We start from the raw sequence: 17,792 nt of genomic DNA, 5'->3' as shown, positions 1-17,792 counted from the left end.
GAAGAGCCGAAACATGATGTTTTGCCGGGTTAGAAACATCCGCGGATGGGCAGCCGCCGCCGCGATCGTCGTCACCAGCATTGTCTCGCCACCGGCGGTCGCTGCCGGAATGGGCTATGCAGTGGTCCCAACGACGACCATCTATCCCGGCGAAACCATCTCCGGTGCCCAGTTGCAGGAGGTGGAGGTAACCAATCCCAATCTGGCGGGCGACTATGCAAAGTCAGTTGGCCAGGTCGAAGGAATGATATCCAAGCGGACGTTCCTGCCTGGACGTACGATCTCGATTTCGGCGCTGCGCGAGCCTTACACAGTGACGCGCGGATCTTCGATCCGCCTTGTGTTCACGCTAGGCCCGATGACGATCTCGGCTGCGGGATCGCCGCTCGAAGACGGCATGACTGGCCAGCTCGTCCGCGTTCGCAACATGGATTCCGGTGTCATCGTCAGCGGCACGGTGCTCGCCGACGGCACAATACACGTGGCCGCAAAATGAAGATAATTTTTCGCCTTTTTATTACGCTCGCATTTCTGTCTCCGAACTTCGCGTCGGTCGCGCCTGCTGCCATGACGTCTCGCATCAAGGACATCGCCTCGCTTCAGGCGGGCCGCGACAATCAGTTGATCGGCTACGGCCTGATCGTCGGCCTTCAAGGGACCGGTGACGGGTTCCGTGCTTCGCCGTTCACGGAGCAGTCGATGCGCGCGATGCTGCAGAATCTCGGCATTTCGACACAGGGCGGTCAGTCCAACGCCAAGAATACGGCCGCCGTCATGGTCACGGCCAACCTGCCGCCCTTCGCGAGCCCGGGCAGCCGCATCGATGTCAGCGTCAGTTCGCTTGGCGATGCCACGTCGCTGCGCGGCGGCACGCTTGTGATGACCTCTCTGTCGGGTGCCGACGGCCAGATTTATGCGGTCGCACAGGGTTCTGTCGTCGTGTCTGGCTTCACCGCCCAGGGCCAGGCCTCGACTGTCACCGAAGGTGTCACCACCGCTGGCCGTGTTCCGGGAGGGGCCATCATCGAACGCGAATTGCCCTCGCGCTTCAAGGATTCCGTCAATCTGGTGCTGCAATTGCGCAACCCGGATTTCTCGACCGCCGTCCGTATCGCCGACGTCGTCAACGGCTATGCCTCACGGCGCTTCGGCGGCCCCGTCGCCGAGGCGAAGGATGCCCAGGAAGTGATCGTCCAGAAGCCTCGGGAAGCCGACCTTACCCGCCTCATGGCCGATATCGAGAACCTCGCTGTCGAAACGGATACGCCCGCAAAGGTCGTCGTCAACGAGCGCACGGGAACGATTGTCATCGGCGCAGACGTGCGCGTCTCGCCGGTTGCCGTCAGCTACGGTACGCTGACAGTGCAGGTGACTGAAACACCGCAGATCATCCAGCCCGAGCCATTTTCTCGGGGCGTGACCGCCGTCCAGCCGCAGACAGATATCGCGGCCCAGAAGACGGGCGGCAAGGTGGCGCTGCTCGATGGGCCTGATCTCAAGACGCTGGTGGCTGGCCTCAATAACATCGGCGTCAAGCCGGATGGTATCATCGCAATCCTCCAGGGCATCAAGTCGGCCGGTGCACTGCAAGCGGAGCTTGTGCTGCAATGATGAAGTCCTCGGGTTCGAACGTGGTTGTTCTTGAGCTGATACGGCGTCTGGCGCTGCCTGCTGCCGCCATCGTGTTGTTGACGATTCCGGGCGCCTTCGCGCAGGAGGCGCGCTCGACCGCTGGCGGCGAGCTTACCTCGGAGGAGGAGATCAAGCAGTTCTGCACGAATATCGCCGATCCGGCACGCGACCAGCGCTACCTGCTGCAGAAGCAGGAGCTGGAGAAGCTGCGCGCCGATGTCGATACCCGCATTGTCGAGATGCAGAAGCGCAAGGACGAATATCAGGATTGGCTGAAGCGTCGGGATGTTTTCCTGAAGCAGGCCGAAGCGGGCCTGACCGATATCTATAAGAAAATGAAACCGGACGCTGCTGCCTCGCAGCTTCAGGAAATGAGGATCGAGGTTGCTGCAGCCGTCGTCATGCGGCTCAATCCGACGCAATCGAGCCTGATCCTGAACGAGATGGATCCGAAGAAGGCGGCGGTCATCGCCAACATCATCGCCAGCGCGTCCGATCCCAATACGTCGAAGGACCCCTCATGAACAAGCTCCTCCCGGCGGCAATCGGTGCCGTAGCTATTCTCGCAGGCTGCGCGTCGCCGCAAGCGGTCAACGAGATCGGCCGAGCCCCTGCAATGAGCCCGATCGGCAGCGGCCTTGCCTATGGTCAGACCTCGCAGATGTCGATGTATCCGAAGCAGCCGCGCCAGGTCGCCCAGGGCTATTCGCTCTGGAGCGATTCCCAGGCCGCGCTGTTCAAGGACGCCCGCGCCCTCAACGTGGGCGATATCCTGACCGTCAATATCCAGATTAACGACAAGGCGAAGTTCGAGAATGATACCAGCCGCAGCCGGACCAACTCGAGCGGTCTCAACTGGGACGTCAACGCCAACGTCATGGGTTGGAACCCGTCGTCGAAGACCGATCTGACCTATGGTTCCGACACGAGCACCGACGGCAAGGGCAAGATCGACCGCTCCGAAACGCTGAAGCTCATGGTCGCCGCCGTCGTCACCGGTATCCTCGAGAATGGCAACCTGGTGATCAGCGGCTCTCAGGAAGTTCGCGTCAACCAGGAAATCCGTATTCTGAACGTCGCCGGTATCGTGCGTCCGCAGGACGTCGATGCCGACAACCTGATCTCCTACGAGAAGATTGCAGAAGCGCGAATCTCCTACGGCGGTCGCGGTCGCCTGATGGAAGTGCAGCAGCCTCCGCGCGGCCAGCAGGCCGTCGATCTCTTCTCGCCGCTCTGAGGCCGAATACCATGGCAAACGCAGAAGCGCCCGAAGGCCAGTCGAAAAAGAAGTCGGCCGCTATCATGACCGTCGTCGGTCTTGCGGTCCTGACGCTGCTCGGCGGCGGCGGCGGCTGGGTCGTCGGCGGCATGGTTGCCCCCAACATCAGAGGGGCGGCACAGGAGGAGCAGGCTAAGGAAGCCAAGGACGCTGCCACGCAGAAGAAGGACGGCGAGGCCGGCCTGCCGCGCATCTCGACCGAAGCCAACAACGTCGTGCAGCTCGAGCCGATCACGTCGAACCTTGCCTATCCCTCGGAGAACTGGGTTCGCCTTGAGATCGCGCTGCTTTTCAATGGCCCGCCGGACGTGAAGCTCGCTGAGGACATTCATCAAGATATCCTGGCTTACGTCCGCACGGTTTCGCTCCAGCAGATCGAAGGCCCGCGCGGCTTCGAATATCTTAGGGATGACATCCAGGAGCGTGTTGACCTTCGAGCGCAGGGACGCGTATCGAAGATCATGTTCAGGACCTTCGTCATCGAATGATTCGATTCCTCGTGATTTTGGCAGCCATGGTGGCGGCTCCGGAGCTGGCGCACGCCCAGCAATTGCCGACGAACCTGCTGAACTTGCCGGTTGATGGTTCGGTGGCCGCGTGGATCATCAGGACCTTCGGCCTGCTCACCGTTCTTTCGGTCGCGCCAGGCATTCTGATCATGGTGACGAGCTTTCCGCGCTTCGTCATCGCTTTTTCGATCCTGCGCAGCGGTATGGGCCTCTCGTCGACGCCCTCGAACATGATCTTACTGTCGCTGTCGCTTTTCATGACCTTCTACGTCATGCAGCCAACCTTCGATCAGGCGTGGCAGACCGGCGTGCAGCCTCTGCTTGTCAACCAGATCAACGAACAGCAGGCAATTGAGCGAATAGCCGAGCCGTTTCGTACGTTCATGAACCACAACACGCGCGAGAAGGACCTTGCCCTTTTCGTCGATCTCGCGCGCGAACGCGGCCAGACGGTCGATACCGGCGAGAAGATCGACTATCGCGTGCTGATCCCCGCTTTCATGATTTCGGAAATCCGCCGCGGCTTCGAAATCGGGTTCCTGGTGGTGCTTCCCTTTCTGGTCATCGATCTGATCGTTGCGACGATCACCATGGCGATGGGCATGATGATGCTGCCCCCGACATCGATTTCCCTGCCGTTCAAGATCCTCTTCTTCGTCTTGATCGACGGCTGGAATTTACTCGTCGGCAGTCTGGTGCGATCGTTTCACTGACCATTGCGTTCGTGCTCGTCGATCCTCGGCCGGGCATTTCTCCAGCAGGAAGAATAGCGCGAGCCGTTCACCRAAAAGCCCTATTTTTTACCTGTGATGATGCAGTGCTGGCGCCCTCGGTCAGGCAAGGTTCACACAAGAGTTTTCCGGAATAGATGGAGACGTTCCTGCTACCGGATTATCTTCCATATGACCCATGAATGCCCCTTGTTTCCCGCTTCGGACACGAAAGTCCACAGTCGCCTTGTCCCAACTGAGCCGCGGCGGTTCATATGAAGGTCGTCATCCTTGCCGGCGGCCTTGGTTCCAGGCTCGCCGAGGAAACGTCCGTTCGCCCCAAGCCGTTGGTTGAAGTCGGCGACAAGCCGATCATCTGGCATATCATGAGCATCTACGCTCATCACGGGCTGAACGATTTTATCATCTGCGCCGGCTACAAGGGCTATATGCTGAAGGAATACTTCGCAAACCTCGCCCTTCATCATAGCGATATCACTGTCGATCTCGGCCGCAACAGCATCGAGTATCACGGCGGTTCGGCGCCGAATTGGCGCGTGACGGTCATCGACACGGGGATCAACACCTTGACCGGCGGGCGTATCAAGCGCATCCGGAAGTATTTGCCCGACGACGAACCCTTTTGCCTCACCTACGGCGACGGTGTCGCCGATATCGATATCACCGCGGAAATCAAGTTCCACCGCAGCCATGGGCTGGACGGCACGGTCTGTGCCGTTCTTCCCCCTGGCCGCTTCGGCGCGCTCGAAATGTCGGGAGATCTCGTTTCGAATTTCGCCGAGAAGGTCCGCGGCGACGGGCAGCGGATCAACGGCGGCTTCCTGGTTCTGCAGCCCTCGATTATCGATCATATCGAAGGCGACGACACCGTCCTCGAGACCGGACCCCTGGAGAAGCTCGTCCGGCTCGGCCAACTCGCCGCGTTTCGCCACGACGGGTTCTGGCGACCCATGGACACGCTTCGCGAGCGTACGGAACTTGACGACTTGTGGCGATCGGGCAAGGCGCCCTGGAAGGTCTGGGCATGACGAATTTCTGGGCCGGACGCCGCGTCTTCATCACTGGGCACACGGGCTTCAAGGGTGCATGGCTCTGTCTGTGGTTGCAGCGCATGGGCGCTGAAGTCCATGGCGCGGCGCTGGCCGCCGAGCCTGGCTCGCTGCATCAGATCGTCGCTCCCTGGTCGGGACAGCATCATACAACGCTCGATATCCGCGATAAGGATCAACTCGTGGCGGCGCTGAAGGCCGCGCGGCCCGAGGTCGTGATCCATATGGCGGCTCAGGCGCTGGTTCGTCGCTCCTATGCCGACCCGGTTGAAACATTTGCTGCCAATGTCATGGGCACGGTGAACCTGCTTGAAGCCGTTCGGGCATCGGGAACCGTAAGTACGGCGCTCGTCGTCACATCGGACAAGGTATATGAGAACCACGGCGAGGGCCGGCCGTTTTCCGAGCTCGATCCGCTTGGTGGCAAGGACCCCTACAGCAATTCGAAGGCCTGTGCCGAACTCGTCTGCAGGAGCTATCGCGACAGTTTCATGGCCAAGGAAGGCATTCTGGTCGCCACCGCCAGAGCCGGCAACGTCATCGGCGGCGGCGATTGGGCCGAGGGCAGGCTTGTCCCCGACTTCATGCGCGCCATCGGCGACGGCAAGAACATCAGTCTGCGCTATCCCGACGCCGTGCGCCCATGGCAGCATGTGCTCGAACCGCTCAGCGGATATCTTGCGATGGCCGAGGCGCTCGCCACGCGCCAGGGCGGGTTGCCGGAGGCTATGAATTTCGGGCCCGACCCGGACAGTTTTGCAACCGTGGCCGACGTCGTCGATGCCCTCAGCACCGCGTGTGGCCTGGCGAGGGGCTGGGAGATGGCTCCCGGCGCGCACCCGCCGGAGGCCGCGACCCTGACGCTGACCTCGCAGCTTGCCGCCGCCTCGCTCGGCTGGCGGCCGAGGCTGGGCCTTGGCGAGACGATCGAGTGGACGTCGGCGTGGTACGCCGCACATCGCGCCGGACGGGAGATGCGCAGGTTCACGCTCGACCAGATCGAGCGCTACGAGGCGCTGGCGCCGACGAGCGCGCTCGTCTCTGTCCATGCGCGCATGGCCATGGCCGGCTAGGCGGGCATGGTTGCAACGAAAATCAACTGAAGACGACGAGCGTCGGGTGCGGTCTCGAGCCGGTCGATCGCTCAGGGAGAGTTTCAAATGACGACCGAGGATATCAAGCTCAGCATCTGTATTCCGACCTACAACCGGTCGGCATTCTTGCGCCGGGCGCTGCAGTACTATCTCGAGAATATTGATTTTCCCTTCGCCTATGAAATCGTCATCTCGGACAATGCGTCTACGGATGATACGTCTGCGCTGGTCGAGGAGTTCATCGGCCACGGCTTGCCGATCAAATACTTCAGGCGCGCAACCAATGGCGGGCTTGAAGTCAATGTTATGAGCGTTTTCCATCTTGTCAGGGGCAGGTACGCCGTCTACGCGGGGGATGACGATCGGCTAATAATGGATGGACTGAGGGAAGCGGTCGACTATCTCGAAACCAACCCGGTCGTCAGCGCCTGCTATGCCCCATGGTACCAGCACAACGAGATCGAAGGCCGCGACACGCACCTCTTCTTCGAACTAGAGAGGGACGTGCGCTTTGTCCGCCGCGGCTTCAGCGAGGTTTTCGACTTCGTGACCGAGGGACACATTTTCCCGGAAGCGGCAGTCTTCAGGGTCTCTGCGTTGCGGTCGCTGCCGATCCCCGGCGTGTTCTGCTACTCTCCCTTCATGCATCTTGCCCATTTCCTCGATTTCGGCGATATCGCCTTCCTGAAGAAGCCATTTTATCGCTCGATCATCCAGAGCGCTATCGCTCGCGACCGCGTTCAGGCAGGCCACGACGAAGCCATGACCTCATGGGATCGATACCGCGGCGGTCTGGAGTACTTCCTGCACACTGGATTGAAGCGTGGTGCGATGACCCTGAGCGGGGATCGCGGCGGTCGCTATAAGCATGTGATAGAGCAGTTCGTCTTCGTTCGTATGAGTATTGCCCTCAAGCTTTGGCTTGGGAAGAAGAACTATCTGAAGGGTCACGAGATCTACGTGCGACTGGCTGCAAATGGCCTCGCCGGAACGCCGGACCTCCTGCCTCTGCGGGATGTACTGCCGCGCATGGCGGCCTTGCAGGCGCTTGCCTGGACTGCCGGTGCGGTTGCAGGTATCAGCCAGCTGGTCCTTCACGGCATTGGCAATATAGCGCCGGTCGAACAAATGCTGCGCGAGCTCGGCTTGCCGCAGGATGTCTCCGTGCTTGACAAGGTGGACACCGACGAGCCAGCCGACATCGCAAAGACGCTGGTCCTGGTGCCTGGTGACGCCGAGAGGCAGAAGTTCCTGGAGCGCGGCTTTATGCAGAACCTCGTTCTGCGCGAATCGGACCTCTCGGCTTCCATTCTGGTCTAGTTATCGGCTGCGATTTGGTTCGCCGTCTTGTGCTCTGTTTTTCCCCACATGAGGATGTTCGAAGTTGAACATACAACCGCTCGGCCTGTCTGGCGTATTTTCCGTAGAGATCGAAAGGCGCACGGACGAAAGAGGCTTCTTCGCGCGCTCCTTCTGCGCGCGCGAGTTTGCCGACAAGGAGCTCGAAACGACGTGGGTGCAGGCAAACACGTCATTCAGCGCAGCGAAGGGCACCGTCCGGGGCATGCATTTCCAACGCCCGCCGAAAGCCGAGGTCAAGCTCGTGCGTTGCGTTCGCGGTGCTGCGCTCGACGTCGTCGTCGATATCCGTGCGGGTTCGCCGACCCATGGTCGCTGGATAAGCTATGAACTGACGGCCGAGGCGCGCAACGCGATCTACGTTCCGCACGGTTTCGCCCATGGTTTCCAGACGCTGGAGCCGGATACGGAGCTGATGTACTTCGTGTCCGAGTTCTATTCGCCGGATGACGAGGGCGGCCTGTGCTACAATGACCCGCTGCTGGCGATTGGCTGGCCGCTGCCCGCTGCGAACGTTTCTCCGAGGGACCTCGCCCATCCGTCGTTCGCCGAGCTCCAACCGGTCGAATTGGCCTGACCGGACACTGGGCGTTCAACCCGCGCGGCTGTTTGGAGAGCTTCGGAAGCCTAAATAACTCCGTTGATGGTAACGCCCGGTCAAAGCCGGGCGTCTGATTCTCAAGCCGATGAGTAAACCCGTCGTCGGCGTCACTCCTTGATGAGATATGCTCCCGGCGCGTTTGCCCACGGGAAACGGCGCAGCGGCGACTTGATGCCGCGCTCCTTGGCGAACTCGTCCCAGGCCAGTGTTTCGCCGGGCCACTTGCTCGTGGCGTATTCGTCAAGAACGATCACGCCGCCGGGGACGACACGGTCCCAGCAGCGCTCGAGCACGAGCTTCGTCGGCTCGTAGATGTCCACATCGAGATTGATGAGGCAGAACCGTGCTTCCGGGTTTTCGTCAAGCCAGCGGGGCAGGGTCTGGTTGATATCGCCGGTGACGATGTTGCCGCGGTTGGTCGGCAGCACGCCATCCTCGTTGTGAAGCTTCATGAGTTCCATGAACTCGTCGAGGAAGCTCTCCGAACTTAGGCCGCCCGGTGTCTTCTGAATGCGTGTATCGGTGTCTCCGTCCTGCTCCGCAAGGCTTGGGAACCCAGCAAAGCTGTCAAAGCCGAAGACCTTCTTGTGGGTCGCCGTTGGTGTGAAGACTTCCAGGAACTTGTGCCAGCTGAAGAAGGACTTCCCGTAATATACGCCGAACTCGACGTAGTGCCCGGGCAGATCCTGAGTGAGCTTGAAGAGTTCGTAGTGGGCCAGTTGGCGAATGAACGAGCGGCGGCTGGCGTAGACCGGGAAGAGGTCCATGTAGTGGCGAACGTCATGCGGCCATCTCTGCGTGATGGCGGCGAGCTTGGTGAAGTAGGAATTCTCGCCATCGGAGGGGTAGAAGAAAGTATCGGTCTGCATGTCGGAATAACTCCGTTAKGGTGAATCTCTGTGCAGTGATGTCTCACACTGCTGTCCGGGCGGGCCGGCTGCCTCGAAATCGCTGAGGCTGTGCGGGTAGAACACGACGACATCCGCGTGCGGAATAGCCGGGACCCGGCGATCAACAACACGTGCTCCACTCCTAGTCAGCCCACGCGTAGAGCACGCTTTCCATAAACTGGGGCGAGTGATGCCGGAGCGCCATCTGGTATTGCGGCACCAGTTCCTTGAGACGGATCGCGATTTCATGAATATCCGATGGGTAGTGGTAGACGCAGATCGCGAGCTTTGGCCTGAACTTGACGATGGTCTCTTTCGCCCCTTCGATCAGCGCCATCTCCATGCCTTCCACATCAGCCTTTATGAAGCTCGCCCGCATGCCGTTAAGGTAATCGTCGAGAGACTGGATTTGAATCTGGGGGGCGCCGGCATCGGATGGCGAACTGTTCGTCTCCAATTGCAGGCTCTGCAGCTGTCCGTTGTGCGTCGCCGAGGACATGGTGGCATTTCCTGCGCCAAGGCCGACCGTGTTGAGATGGATTGCCTCCGGTGGCAACGCCCATTCCTCCGATAGCCGAGCGACCCTCTTTGACATTGCCTGGAATTGCCGGGCACCCGGTTCAAAAGCGTGAATTTCCCTGAACACACCATAATGTGCCCACAGGAAGCGTTCGATGCTGTCGCCTGTATAGGCACCCGCATCGACATAGGTCTCATTTTCGGCGCCGCAGAACCTTGGAAGGCAAAAATACTGGTCCTTCTCGAAGATGTCCTCGCAATAGCTGCGGTTTCCGGTGAGCATGACCATCAGTATCGACTGCAATACGTGCTGGGAACGCTCATCCGTGAAAAGCGGGGCCACGCCAGCGAAAGCATCAAGATGACGTGCTGCGTAATATCCGTCAAATGAGACGTGCGGGATTGTTCGGTCCGCAAGGAAGCGCGAAATCGCCCCGACGGCATGCCGGGCCGTAATGAAAACGAGATCCGGGCGAATGCTCTCGACGTCATCGGACAAATGAACCTTCACGCCGCAGACGACATCACCGGCTTTTGCGGGGTCGCCGTCGAAGCACGCCACGAGGTTCATTCCTTGCTCGATGAGCCACTTTGCTGCCCAGCGACCGAGGAAACCTGTGCCATAGATGGCGACGCGCGCGTTTGGCCGGCCAATGATACTCGCCGAGGCGGCTTCAACAGCCTCAACGCCTGGCGTCAGTTTGTCCACGGAGAACGTCATACGCATTGTCTCTCTTCGGGTATTGCATAGACGACCGCTCCGGTGCCGCACCATCCGTGCAGGCGCATGAGGAAGCGGTAGCCTTCCAGGTTTTCCATCAGCCATGCGGGCGTGCGCCAGATGCCGTCGTCGTTATGATAGGTGGTTGCGGCGATGATCGGGCGATGTCTCGAAATCGTCTTCCGGGCGCCTTTCAGCGCAAGCAGCTCTGCACCCTCGAGGTGAAGCTTCATGAAGGTTGGCGAAAGATGGAGGCTGTCGATCGTCGTAGTTGGTCGAAAACTCGCTCCCGTCGCCGCGATCTGGGAAGCGTAGCCGAGGCCTCCGTGAAATGGTTGCGTGCGGCTTTCGGCGTCGAGCAATGCATCCCATACCGTGATCCGGTCTGCGATCTCTGGCGGCAATTTCGCAATCGTTTCCAGATAGATGCTCCGGCTCGCGCCGTCGGGTTCGATTGCGACGATCGAAGAGAATGCGTTTGCGGTTGCATTCAGGAAGCGCAGGCTGACCTGGCCATGGTGCGCACCGGCATCGAGGAAGATTTCGTCGCGGGTCAGACGCTGAGCGACTTCCGGTATGAAGAACCTGTCATGGGTCGTCACGGGGGCTTCGGAGAACATCCATTCCTCTCGCAACCGGCGCCAGGCGAGGAACTGCAGGTGGTGGGCGCGGGATTGATCGTCCGTCCATCGATCCAGCATCGAGGCCGTTTCCGCAACGTCTTCGGCTCCGAATGGCGCGGCGAACCAGCCGTTCGACAGCGGATGGCGATCGCGGAAAGATTCGGCGATGTCGTAGAACGGAACCACATTCGCCCAACCGTCAGCCCTCAGGGCCATTTCAAGTGCTCGATAGGGGCTCGTGACGACGCTGACGGCAAGCAGGGCGTTCGTCTTGAATTTCTGCGGTACGTCGGCAGGTGCGACGACGTTCAGGCCGCCCCACGCCGGGTTGGACGAGAGCTGTCCCGCGTTTCGATCGACGACCATTGCGATGTCGCAGCCGACGGCCTCGAGATGCGCGCGTGCGAGCAGGCCAAGCTCGCCGCCGCCGTAGAGAACGAGCGGCTGCCTGAGCGTTGGCGGCTGCCGGTCTGCGACGTCTGCTGCAATGTCGCGAAACAGGCGTTTTGCCAACCGGCGGTCGCAGGCCGGGCCAATGTCTCGGGCAGGCGCGGTCTCGTCGTTGTTGGCCCCACTCGCCAGCGCTGCGGCTCCCCGCTGCTCCATTCCGTTCTCTCGGTCCTGTTGCTAGGTTCACACCGGCAAAACCCTGATTCGGATTGTTCCAAATGCTCCCAAATTCACTAGGGCCAGTTATCATGCACTACCTTTCCCGGGGCTTGTCATGGCCCGCGTAGTCCTCACCGGCGCAACTGGCTTCGTCGGCCGTCAGATTCACAGGTGGCTTGCGGATGCCGGCCATGAGGTAACGGTCGTGCTGCGTCCGGGATCGGAAGAGCGATTGATCGTACCCGTTGATCGGCAGGCGTTGTTGACGAGCGCCGACCTCTTTGCCGAAAGCGAGGAATGGTGGAAGACCGCCTTGACCGGCGTCGATGCGGTTGTCCATTGCGCCTGGTACGTCGTGCCGGGGAAATATCTGGACGCGTCGGAGAATTTCGATTGCGTAAGCGGGACGTTACGCATGGCCAGAGGCGCTGCTGCAGCGGGCGTCCGCCATTTCATCGGCGTCGGCACCTGCTTTGAATACCTGCTTCCCTCTGAGGCGCTTGCTGTCGACTCCGAACTATCGCCCGCGACACTCTACGCGGCATGTAAACTTTCCGTTTACCATATGCTGACACAGTTCTTCACGAAGCAGGGAACGAACTTCTCCTGGTGTCGTCTGTTTTATCTCTTCGGAGAGGGCGAACATCCGGCGCGTCTGGTTCCCTACGTTCGTGAACGGCTGGGCAAAGGGGAGGTCGCAAGGCTTTCCGCGGGAACGCAACGACGCGATTTCCTCGATGTTGTCCAGGCTGGGGCGATGATCGCCAATGTGGTTGCCACAGGTCAGTCTGGCGCAATCAACATATGTTCAGGTAAATCGATCACGATACGCCAACTGGTGGAGGCGATCGCCGACGAATACGGCAGGCGCGACCTGTTGGAATTCGGCACGGCCGCCATTCATCCATCCGATCCGGCCGCTGTCGTGGGTATCTGCAACGCTATCCTACCCAATTGCTCGCCGGAGGCGAATTCATGAAAGCCCAGTTGAAGCCGCGTATCAATCTCGAAGACCGTACGGCGCTCGAGACGGTCATCCCGCTGTCGACACCGTTTATCGTGTTCGTGGATCCGGCAAGTTCATGCAACTTCAAATGTACCTTCTGCCCGACCGGCCACCGCGACATGATCGCCGAGACCGGACGCTATCAGGGCGCAATGAAGTACGAGGTGTACAAGAAGGTCATCGACGATCTCGCCGCGTTCGAAAACCCGATCAAGGTTCTGCGCCTCTATAAAGACGGCGAGCCGCTGCTCAACAAGCGTTTTGCCGATATGGTCGCTTACGCCAAGAAGAGCGGCTACATCGAGTACATCGACACAACCACAAACGGCACGTTCATAACGCCCGAGCGCATGGCGCCGATCATCGCGGCAGGGATCGACAAGATCAACATCTCCGTCGATGGCATGAACGTCGAACAGTACATGAAGTTCACGGGCTTCAACTTCGATTTCCCGAAGTTCGTAGAGAATGTCAAGTGGCTCTACGACAACAAGGGCGACTGCGAGATTTCGATCAAGATCCCCGGTGAGCTGATCACCGAGGCGCAGAAGCAGGAGTTTTTCGACACGTTCGGGGACTATGCGGATCGCATCTTCATCGAGAACTTCGCACCGTGCTGGCCGGAGTTCGACATCGAGAAGCATACCGGCGTGCAGATCACCCAGGGCATCTACCAGCAGGAAATCGGCAATACCGACACCTGCCCCTACATTTTCTACGGCTGCTCGGTGAACGCAGACGGTCTCGTCAGTTCCTGCTTCCTCGATTGGGGCCGCAAGCTGATCATTGGCGATGCGCGGACGCAGACGATGAAGGAGATCTGGAACTCCGACAAGATGAACAGCCTGCGCCTGCAGCATCTCGAAGGACGGCGCTGCGAGAACCAGACCTGCGGCAATTGCGGTCAGCTCACCCACTGCCTGCCCGACAGCATCGACGCGCATCGCCCGATGCTGCTCGAAAGGTTCAGGAACCTCGTCAAGATCAACCCCGACGTTCCGGCTCCCGGCGGCGTGCGAATGCCGTTCCCCGTAGCCGCTGAATGAACGTTCTTCATCTGACGCCGCACCTGGGTGGCGGCGTCGGCAAGGCCCATGCGGCGATAGCGGCCGCCAGTTCGCGGGATGTCCGGCGCACCTACTTTCTTCTCGAAGAGCCGCGGGATCGGCGCTTCCCGGCTCTTGTCGAGGCAGCCGGCGCGACGTTGATGACAGGCGGACCGGCCGAACTTCAGACAGCCATCGAGGCTGCTGACGTTGTCCAGATCGAGTGGTGGAACCATCCGCGCCTCTATCAATGCCTCAGTGAATGGAGCCTCCCGGCCATGCGCTCGGTTGTGTGGGCGCATATCTCCGGTCTCTTTCCGCCGCTGCTTCCAGAGCGTCTCGCCGAGATGCCGGATCGACTGCTTTTCACCTCACCTTGCTCGCTTCAGGCAGAAAATCTGCGGAATCTCCCTCAGTCCCTGCGCGCGAGGCTTGGCGTGGTCAACAGCGGTTTCGGCTTCGAGCGCGTCGCAGGCCGCCTACAAAATCCCTCCGAGGCCGTCTATCTCGGAACTGTTGATTTTGTGAAGATGCATCCTGCTTTCTTCGAGATAGTCGATGCTGTCGGGCATGCGGATTTCAATGTTGCAATATGGGGGCAGTTCGACCCACACGGCGAGCCGGCGACACGCGCTGCCTCCATGCGCGAGCCGCCCCGCGTGTCGTTCAAGGGCGCACATGAGGATCCGCAGTCGATGTTGTCGAAGGCGGGAATACTGGTCTATCTCCTGCGCCCGGACCACTACGGCACGGCGGAGAACGTCCTTATCGAGGCCATGTCGCTGGGTGTTGCGCCGCTGGTCATGGCCAATCCAGCCGAAATGGCTGTTGTCGAGGACGCACGAACGGGGTTGGTCGCGACGGACCCGGCAGACGCAGCCGTGAAGCTTGCCTGGATGCTCCGGCATCCCGAGCAGGTGACGGCCATGGGGCGGGCAGCGGCCGCAGCCATCGCGCAAACCCACAGGCCGGCATCGTCGGCGTATGCTCTGCAGACTTGCTACAAAGAGCTGTTGTCGCAGCCGAAGCGTGTGGTCGGTTTCACGGAATTTCTTGGCACGAACGCCGCCGATTGGTTCCTGTCGACGCAGACGCGGCACGGCGGGCCGCTCGCAACGGCTGATTTCTCGTCATCCGGCGCGGCATCCAAGGGCAGCCTCGCGCACTTCCTGGCATGCATGCCAGAGGACGCCACGCTCAGATCCTTGACACGATAATTCCCTACTGTCTGAACTGCTGCATCGATACGCGTTCGCGTGGGGAGCATTTGATAACGCTCCCCGCCGCAGTCGTCAGCCAAAGTCGAAGAGCTTGTAGCCGCCGGTATCGGTCGGCTCCGCGATTGTATCTTCAGAGCTAAACTGTTTATCGCGGACCGCTCGCGCCGGCACGTCGATGTGGTCGGGATCGAGCCCCTCTCTGGCGCGGGCAACGGCCAGCTCGTATCCTGTTTCGATGTGGCGGCAGAAGCGCTCCGCATCAAACAATGGCTTGATGAACCTGTTGTCTTCGATGGTCTGCTTTAGCGTTGTAACGCGATCGGGGTTTTCATAGAGCTCCACGGCCAGGTCTTCATAGCCCTGTGCGTCGGCCGCCACGAGTTCCGGCAGCCCGATCGCGTTGAGCAGGCTTTCACTCACCCGCGAAGCGAAATTCGTGCCCTTGAGCGTAAGCACCGGCAATCCGCCCCAGAGCTGTTCTGAGGTCGTGGTGTGACCGTTATACGGCCAGGTGTCCAGCGCAAGATCGGCAGCCTGTTGCCGGTCGATGTGAGTCTGGTAGTCGGCGCGCGCGCAAAAGATGACGCGTTTTGTCGGGATGCCCTGCTGCGTGAAATATTGCTTGAGATTCGCCTCGGCGGCGGGAGACATCGCCAGTATCCACAGAACGCTATCAGGAGCTCGTCGCAGGATATTGCACCAGACGTCGACGGTCGCGGGCGTAATCTTGCGGCTGCCGTTGAACGACGCGAACACGAATTTGTCCTGGGGCAGGCCAAACTGCGCGCGATCTACCGGGCGTGGTCGTGGCCGATGAACGGGATCATTGGGCTGATAGGTGTCCGGTAGGCGGATGAACTTCTCATGGTAATGCGGCTTGGAAGACTCCGGCAGAACGTAGTTGTCGCCGATGATGTAGTCGACATCTGTGTCGATCGCGCTGCCCGGAAAGCCCAGCCACGAGACTTGGACCGGCGCGACGCTGTGGTTCAGAATGCTATAACGCGTCTCAAAGGTTGGACCTTTCAGATCGACGAGAACATCGATGTTATGCTCCCGCATAAGCGTCGCCGCTTCTTCGTCGGACATTCCCACGATCCGGACTATGTTGCCCCAACGGCTTCTGTCTGCCTTGTTGCGGGCAAGGCCTCTCTCGTCGGTATGGCAATACAGCGTTACCTCGAAGCGGTCGCGATCATGAAGCTCGAGCACGCGACGCAGGAGCTTCATGGTTGCGTGATCGTCAAAGAGGTCGTTTGAGAGGTATCCGACACGAATCTTGCTCGACCATGTGTGCGGCCGGTTTCTGCGCTCCGCAACATGCGCCTCGCTTATGGGCTTGTGGCGGCCCTTCGCCAGCTTGTTCAACGCCTCGTCGCCGCACCACTGCAGGACATAAAACTCGGTATCGTGCTGAAGGATGTCATGCTCGCCTTTTGCGAGCAGCTCGTCCACCAGACGCTGATGCCTCTTGACGGCAGTCAGATCGCAGACCGCGCGACCGAAAATGAGAAACAGCATCCGCATCGACAACACGTCGGGAAATCGCTTGAAAAGACTGCGAGCGAGGAAAGCCTGTGATTGGTCGTTCGGATCGTTCCTCAGCAGTTTGACCGCCAGGCGTGTATGCTCGACGTTGCCGCTTTCCGCCAGGATCTTTCGGAAGGGACTAAGCAGGTCGTCGCGTCCCCGTTCCAGATAGATCGATGCAAGGATATGGGCGATGTCTGCGTCGAGGTGCCCCTGCGCCATCAAGCGCAGCCCCAGAAGGAGCGCATCTTCCTCGTTGCCGCACTCAAAATGGAGCGCGGCGGCCCTGCGCGTGAACTCAAGCCCGCTGGAGCCACCCGCCTCTCCGGCGAGGGCAAAGGCACGGGCCGCGTCCGCCTTCATCCCCAACTGCAGCAGGGTTTTGGCGAGGAGGCCGTAGGTTTTGGAATCCTTTTGGGTCTCCAGAAGCGTATTGAGCGTCTCCAGCGATTTCACGTAGCGCCCGCTTTGGTAGTCTTTCGATGCTGCGGAAAACGAAACCATACTGTTCAAGGTCAACCCCGTTCAATCTTCAAGCTGTGGGAACCCAACCGCGTTCGCTGATGGGCGAGCGATGCGTTTTGGTGGCAATCTATCGGATACGCTTGCATGCGAAGCTTGCCTGTAGCGGGAGGCGCCTATCCAAGGGTCCTGTGCCGCAGCCGGGCGTCAAGTCCTGCGCGCGAATGGTTGCAATTGATTAACCATTTGTATCGGCTTAGGAATTTGCAACTGCATTTTAATCAGTTCGCAAGACTTAGCTGCAAAATTGTTCCTCGACATGACGGGTTTGGTCCTGAAATAAATCGACCAAGTAGCATGAAGCTGAACCGTCATTGCCGGTAAATAAGTCCGGTAATGTCCTCCATCGTATCTAGTTTTCGGGGACGAATCCATGACAAGCATCAATACCAACAACTCCGCAATGGCCGCTCTGCAGACGCTGCGCAACATCAACGGCAATCTGTCGAAGACACAGAACGCTGTTTCGTCTGGCGAGCGCGTCGGCAAGGCTGCTGACAACGCTGCTTACTGGTCGATCGCAACGACGATGCGTTCTGACACCAGCGCTCTCTCGGCTGTCTCCGACGCTCTCGGCATGGGCGCTGCCAAGGTCGATACCGCTTACACCGCAGTTCAGAGCTCGATCGACGTTGTAACCGAGATCAAGGCTAAGCTCGTTGCCGCCACCGAAGAAGGTGTCGACAAGACCAAGATCCAGGACGAAATCACACAGCTGCAGGCTCAGCTGAAGAGCGTGGCTGCATCTGCCTCGTTCAATGGTCAGAACTGGGTACAGAACAGCATTGGCGCAACGATGAGCGTCGTCTCCTCGTTCGTCCGCGACTCCTCGGGCGGCGTTTCCGTCACCAC

General features: G+C 59.9%; 18 protein-coding genes. 14 read left to right on the top strand and 4 right to left on the bottom strand.

Annotated elements, in window-relative coordinates; genetic code table 11:
- Positions 1-13: 13 nt before the first annotated feature.
- From flgA to rfbC, 10 genes are all read left to right on the top strand, one after another.
- Positions 14-496 carry a flagellar basal body P-ring formation chaperone FlgA gene (gene flgA / locus AC1DMK_RS25940; RefSeq protein WP_037060884.1) on the top strand — a complete coding sequence of 161 codons (483 nt, stop codon included), beginning with the start codon at positions 14-16 and terminating at the stop codon, positions 494-496.
- Complete coding sequence (locus AC1DMK_RS25935) at positions 493-1,611, top strand: flagellar basal body P-ring protein FlgI (RefSeq protein WP_037060885.1); 1,119 nt, start codon at positions 493-495, stop codon at positions 1,609-1,611. Before flgA ends, AC1DMK_RS25935 begins: the two co-directional genes overlap by 4 nt.
- Entirely contained in the window at positions 1,611-2,156 is a 546-nt protein-coding gene (locus AC1DMK_RS25930; protein WP_477863231.1) for a MotE family protein, read from the top strand. The genes AC1DMK_RS25935 and AC1DMK_RS25930 overlap by 1 nt, the downstream gene beginning before the upstream one ends.
- The gene (flgH, locus tag AC1DMK_RS25925; RefSeq protein ID WP_037060889.1) at positions 2,153-2,869 is read left to right on the top strand and encodes a flagellar basal body L-ring protein FlgH; all 717 of its coding nucleotides are present in this window, start codon (positions 2,153-2,155) and stop codon (positions 2,867-2,869) included. Before AC1DMK_RS25930 ends, flgH begins: the two co-directional genes overlap by 4 nt.
- An 11-nt stretch (positions 2,870-2,880) precedes the next feature.
- Positions 2,881-3,399: a flagellar basal body-associated FliL family protein gene (locus tag AC1DMK_RS25920; RefSeq protein WP_477863173.1), complete on the top strand. Its 519-nt coding sequence runs from the start codon at positions 2,881-2,883 to the stop codon at positions 3,397-3,399.
- Entirely contained in the window at positions 3,396-4,133 is a 738-nt protein-coding gene (fliP, locus tag AC1DMK_RS25915; protein WP_477863171.1) for a flagellar type III secretion system pore protein FliP, read from the top strand. The genes AC1DMK_RS25920 and fliP overlap by 4 nt, the downstream gene beginning before the upstream one ends.
- Before the next feature lie 272 nt (positions 4,134-4,405).
- Positions 4,406-5,179 carry a glucose-1-phosphate cytidylyltransferase gene (rfbF, locus tag AC1DMK_RS25910; RefSeq protein WP_037060895.1) on the top strand — a complete coding sequence of 258 codons (774 nt, stop codon included), beginning with the start codon at positions 4,406-4,408 and terminating at the stop codon, positions 5,177-5,179.
- Entirely contained in the window at positions 5,170-6,273 is a 1,104-nt protein-coding gene (gene rfbG / locus AC1DMK_RS25905; RefSeq protein ID WP_477863229.1) for a CDP-glucose 4,6-dehydratase, read from the top strand. Before rfbF ends, rfbG begins: the two co-directional genes overlap by 10 nt.
- Positions 6,274-6,360: 87 nt before the next feature.
- Positions 6,361-7,614 (top strand): glycosyltransferase family 2 protein, encoded by a 1,254-nt coding sequence (locus AC1DMK_RS25900; RefSeq protein WP_477863169.1) that lies wholly within the window; start codon positions 6,361-6,363, stop codon positions 7,612-7,614.
- A gap of 64 nt (positions 7,615-7,678) precedes the next feature.
- Positions 7,679-8,230: a dTDP-4-dehydrorhamnose 3,5-epimerase gene (gene rfbC, locus AC1DMK_RS25895; protein WP_477863167.1), complete on the top strand. Its 552-nt coding sequence runs from the start codon at positions 7,679-7,681 to the stop codon at positions 8,228-8,230.
- A 131-nt stretch (positions 8,231-8,361) separates the two neighbouring features.
- Here the strand turns inward: rfbC and AC1DMK_RS25890 are convergent, their stop codons facing one another.
- The 3 genes from AC1DMK_RS25890 to AC1DMK_RS25880 form a co-directional block, all read right to left on the bottom strand.
- Positions 8,362-9,123: a TylF/MycF/NovP-related O-methyltransferase gene (locus AC1DMK_RS25890; protein WP_051973965.1), complete on the bottom strand. Its 762-nt coding sequence runs from the start codon at positions 9,121-9,123 to the stop codon at positions 8,362-8,364.
- A 163-nt stretch (positions 9,124-9,286) separates the two neighbouring features.
- Complete coding sequence (locus tag AC1DMK_RS25885) at positions 9,287-10,390, bottom strand: FkbM family methyltransferase (protein ID WP_477863165.1); 1,104 nt, start codon at positions 10,388-10,390, stop codon at positions 9,287-9,289.
- Positions 10,381-11,613, bottom strand: coding sequence for an FkbM family methyltransferase (locus tag AC1DMK_RS25880; protein ID WP_477863163.1), 1,233 nt, complete (start codon positions 11,611-11,613; stop codon positions 10,381-10,383). Before AC1DMK_RS25880 ends, AC1DMK_RS25885 begins: the two co-directional genes overlap by 10 nt.
- A gap of 118 nt (positions 11,614-11,731) precedes the next feature.
- Here AC1DMK_RS25880 and AC1DMK_RS25875 point away from each other — a divergent pair, with 118 nt between their 5' ends.
- Genes AC1DMK_RS25875 through AC1DMK_RS25865 form a run of 3 tightly spaced genes read left to right on the top strand, consistent with a single transcriptional unit; the run spans position 11,732 to position 14,885 of the window.
- Positions 11,732-12,595: an NAD-dependent epimerase/dehydratase family protein gene (locus AC1DMK_RS25875; protein WP_477863161.1), complete on the top strand. Its 864-nt coding sequence runs from the start codon at positions 11,732-11,734 to the stop codon at positions 12,593-12,595.
- Positions 12,592-13,668, top strand: a complete 1,077-nt coding sequence (locus tag AC1DMK_RS25870) for a radical SAM protein (RefSeq protein WP_037060902.1) — start codon at positions 12,592-12,594, stop codon at positions 13,666-13,668. The genes AC1DMK_RS25875 and AC1DMK_RS25870 overlap by 4 nt, the downstream gene beginning before the upstream one ends.
- Positions 13,665-14,885, top strand: coding sequence for a glycosyltransferase (locus AC1DMK_RS25865; protein ID WP_477863159.1), 1,221 nt, complete (start codon positions 13,665-13,667; stop codon positions 14,883-14,885). Before AC1DMK_RS25870 ends, AC1DMK_RS25865 begins: the two co-directional genes overlap by 4 nt.
- A gap of 75 nt (positions 14,886-14,960) precedes the next feature.
- On the opposite strand, the gene AC1DMK_RS25860 is transcribed toward AC1DMK_RS25865, so the two are convergent.
- Positions 14,961-16,922: an O-linked N-acetylglucosamine transferase, SPINDLY family protein gene (locus tag AC1DMK_RS25860; RefSeq protein ID WP_477863227.1), complete on the bottom strand. Its 1,962-nt coding sequence runs from the start codon at positions 16,920-16,922 to the stop codon at positions 14,961-14,963.
- A 391-nt stretch (positions 16,923-17,313) separates the two neighbouring features.
- Here AC1DMK_RS25860 and AC1DMK_RS25855 point away from each other — a divergent pair.
- Positions 17,314-17,792, top strand: a 479-nt coding sequence (locus AC1DMK_RS25855) for a flagellin N-terminal helical domain-containing protein (RefSeq protein WP_477863157.1), incomplete at its 3' end; no start/stop codon positions are given.

It is taken from the genome of Rhizobium sp. 05L419, assembly GCF_056397845.1.
The sequence above is the reverse complement of the archived record's forward strand: the minus strand, read 5'-3'. Positions and strand labels throughout refer to the sequence as shown.

Bases quoted from the DNA above. Each gene is read 5' to 3' on its own strand.
- AC1DMK_RS25860 (WP_477863227.1), bottom strand. From the start codon at position 16,922: ATGGTTTCGTTTTCCGCAGCATCGAAAGACTACCAAAGCGGGCGCTAC.
- fliP (WP_477863171.1), top strand. From the start codon at position 3,396: ATGATTCGATTCCTCGTGATTTTGGCAGCCATGGTGGCGGCTCCGGAG.
- AC1DMK_RS25885 (WP_477863165.1), bottom strand. From the start codon at position 10,390: ATGCGTATGACGTTCTCCGTGGACAAACTGACGCCAGGCGTTGAGGCT.
- AC1DMK_RS25880 (WP_477863163.1), bottom strand. From the start codon at position 11,613: ATGGAGCAGCGGGGAGCCGCAGCGCTGGCGAGTGGGGCCAACAACGAC.
- AC1DMK_RS25890 (WP_051973965.1), bottom strand. From the start codon at position 9,123: ATGCAGACCGATACTTTCTTCTACCCCTCCGATGGCGAGAATTCCTAC.
- AC1DMK_RS25930 (WP_477863231.1), top strand. From the start codon at position 1,611: ATGAAGTCCTCGGGTTCGAACGTGGTTGTTCTTGAGCTGATACGGCGT.
- AC1DMK_RS25920 (WP_477863173.1), top strand. From the start codon at position 2,881: ATGGCAAACGCAGAAGCGCCCGAAGGCCAGTCGAAAAAGAAGTCGGCC.
- AC1DMK_RS25870 (WP_037060902.1), top strand. From the start codon at position 12,592: ATGAAAGCCCAGTTGAAGCCGCGTATCAATCTCGAAGACCGTACGGCG.
- flgH (WP_037060889.1), top strand. From the start codon at position 2,153: ATGAACAAGCTCCTCCCGGCGGCAATCGGTGCCGTAGCTATTCTCGCA.
- flgA (WP_037060884.1), top strand. From the start codon at position 14: ATGATGTTTTGCCGGGTTAGAAACATCCGCGGATGGGCAGCCGCCGCC.
- AC1DMK_RS25900 (WP_477863169.1), top strand. From the start codon at position 6,361: ATGACGACCGAGGATATCAAGCTCAGCATCTGTATTCCGACCTACAAC.
- AC1DMK_RS25875 (WP_477863161.1), top strand. From the start codon at position 11,732: ATGGCCCGCGTAGTCCTCACCGGCGCAACTGGCTTCGTCGGCCGTCAG.
- AC1DMK_RS25935 (WP_037060885.1), top strand. From the start codon at position 493: ATGAAGATAATTTTTCGCCTTTTTATTACGCTCGCATTTCTGTCTCCG.
- AC1DMK_RS25865 (WP_477863159.1), top strand. From the start codon at position 13,665: ATGAACGTTCTTCATCTGACGCCGCACCTGGGTGGCGGCGTCGGCAAG.
- rfbF (WP_037060895.1), top strand. From the start codon at position 4,406: ATGAAGGTCGTCATCCTTGCCGGCGGCCTTGGTTCCAGGCTCGCCGAG.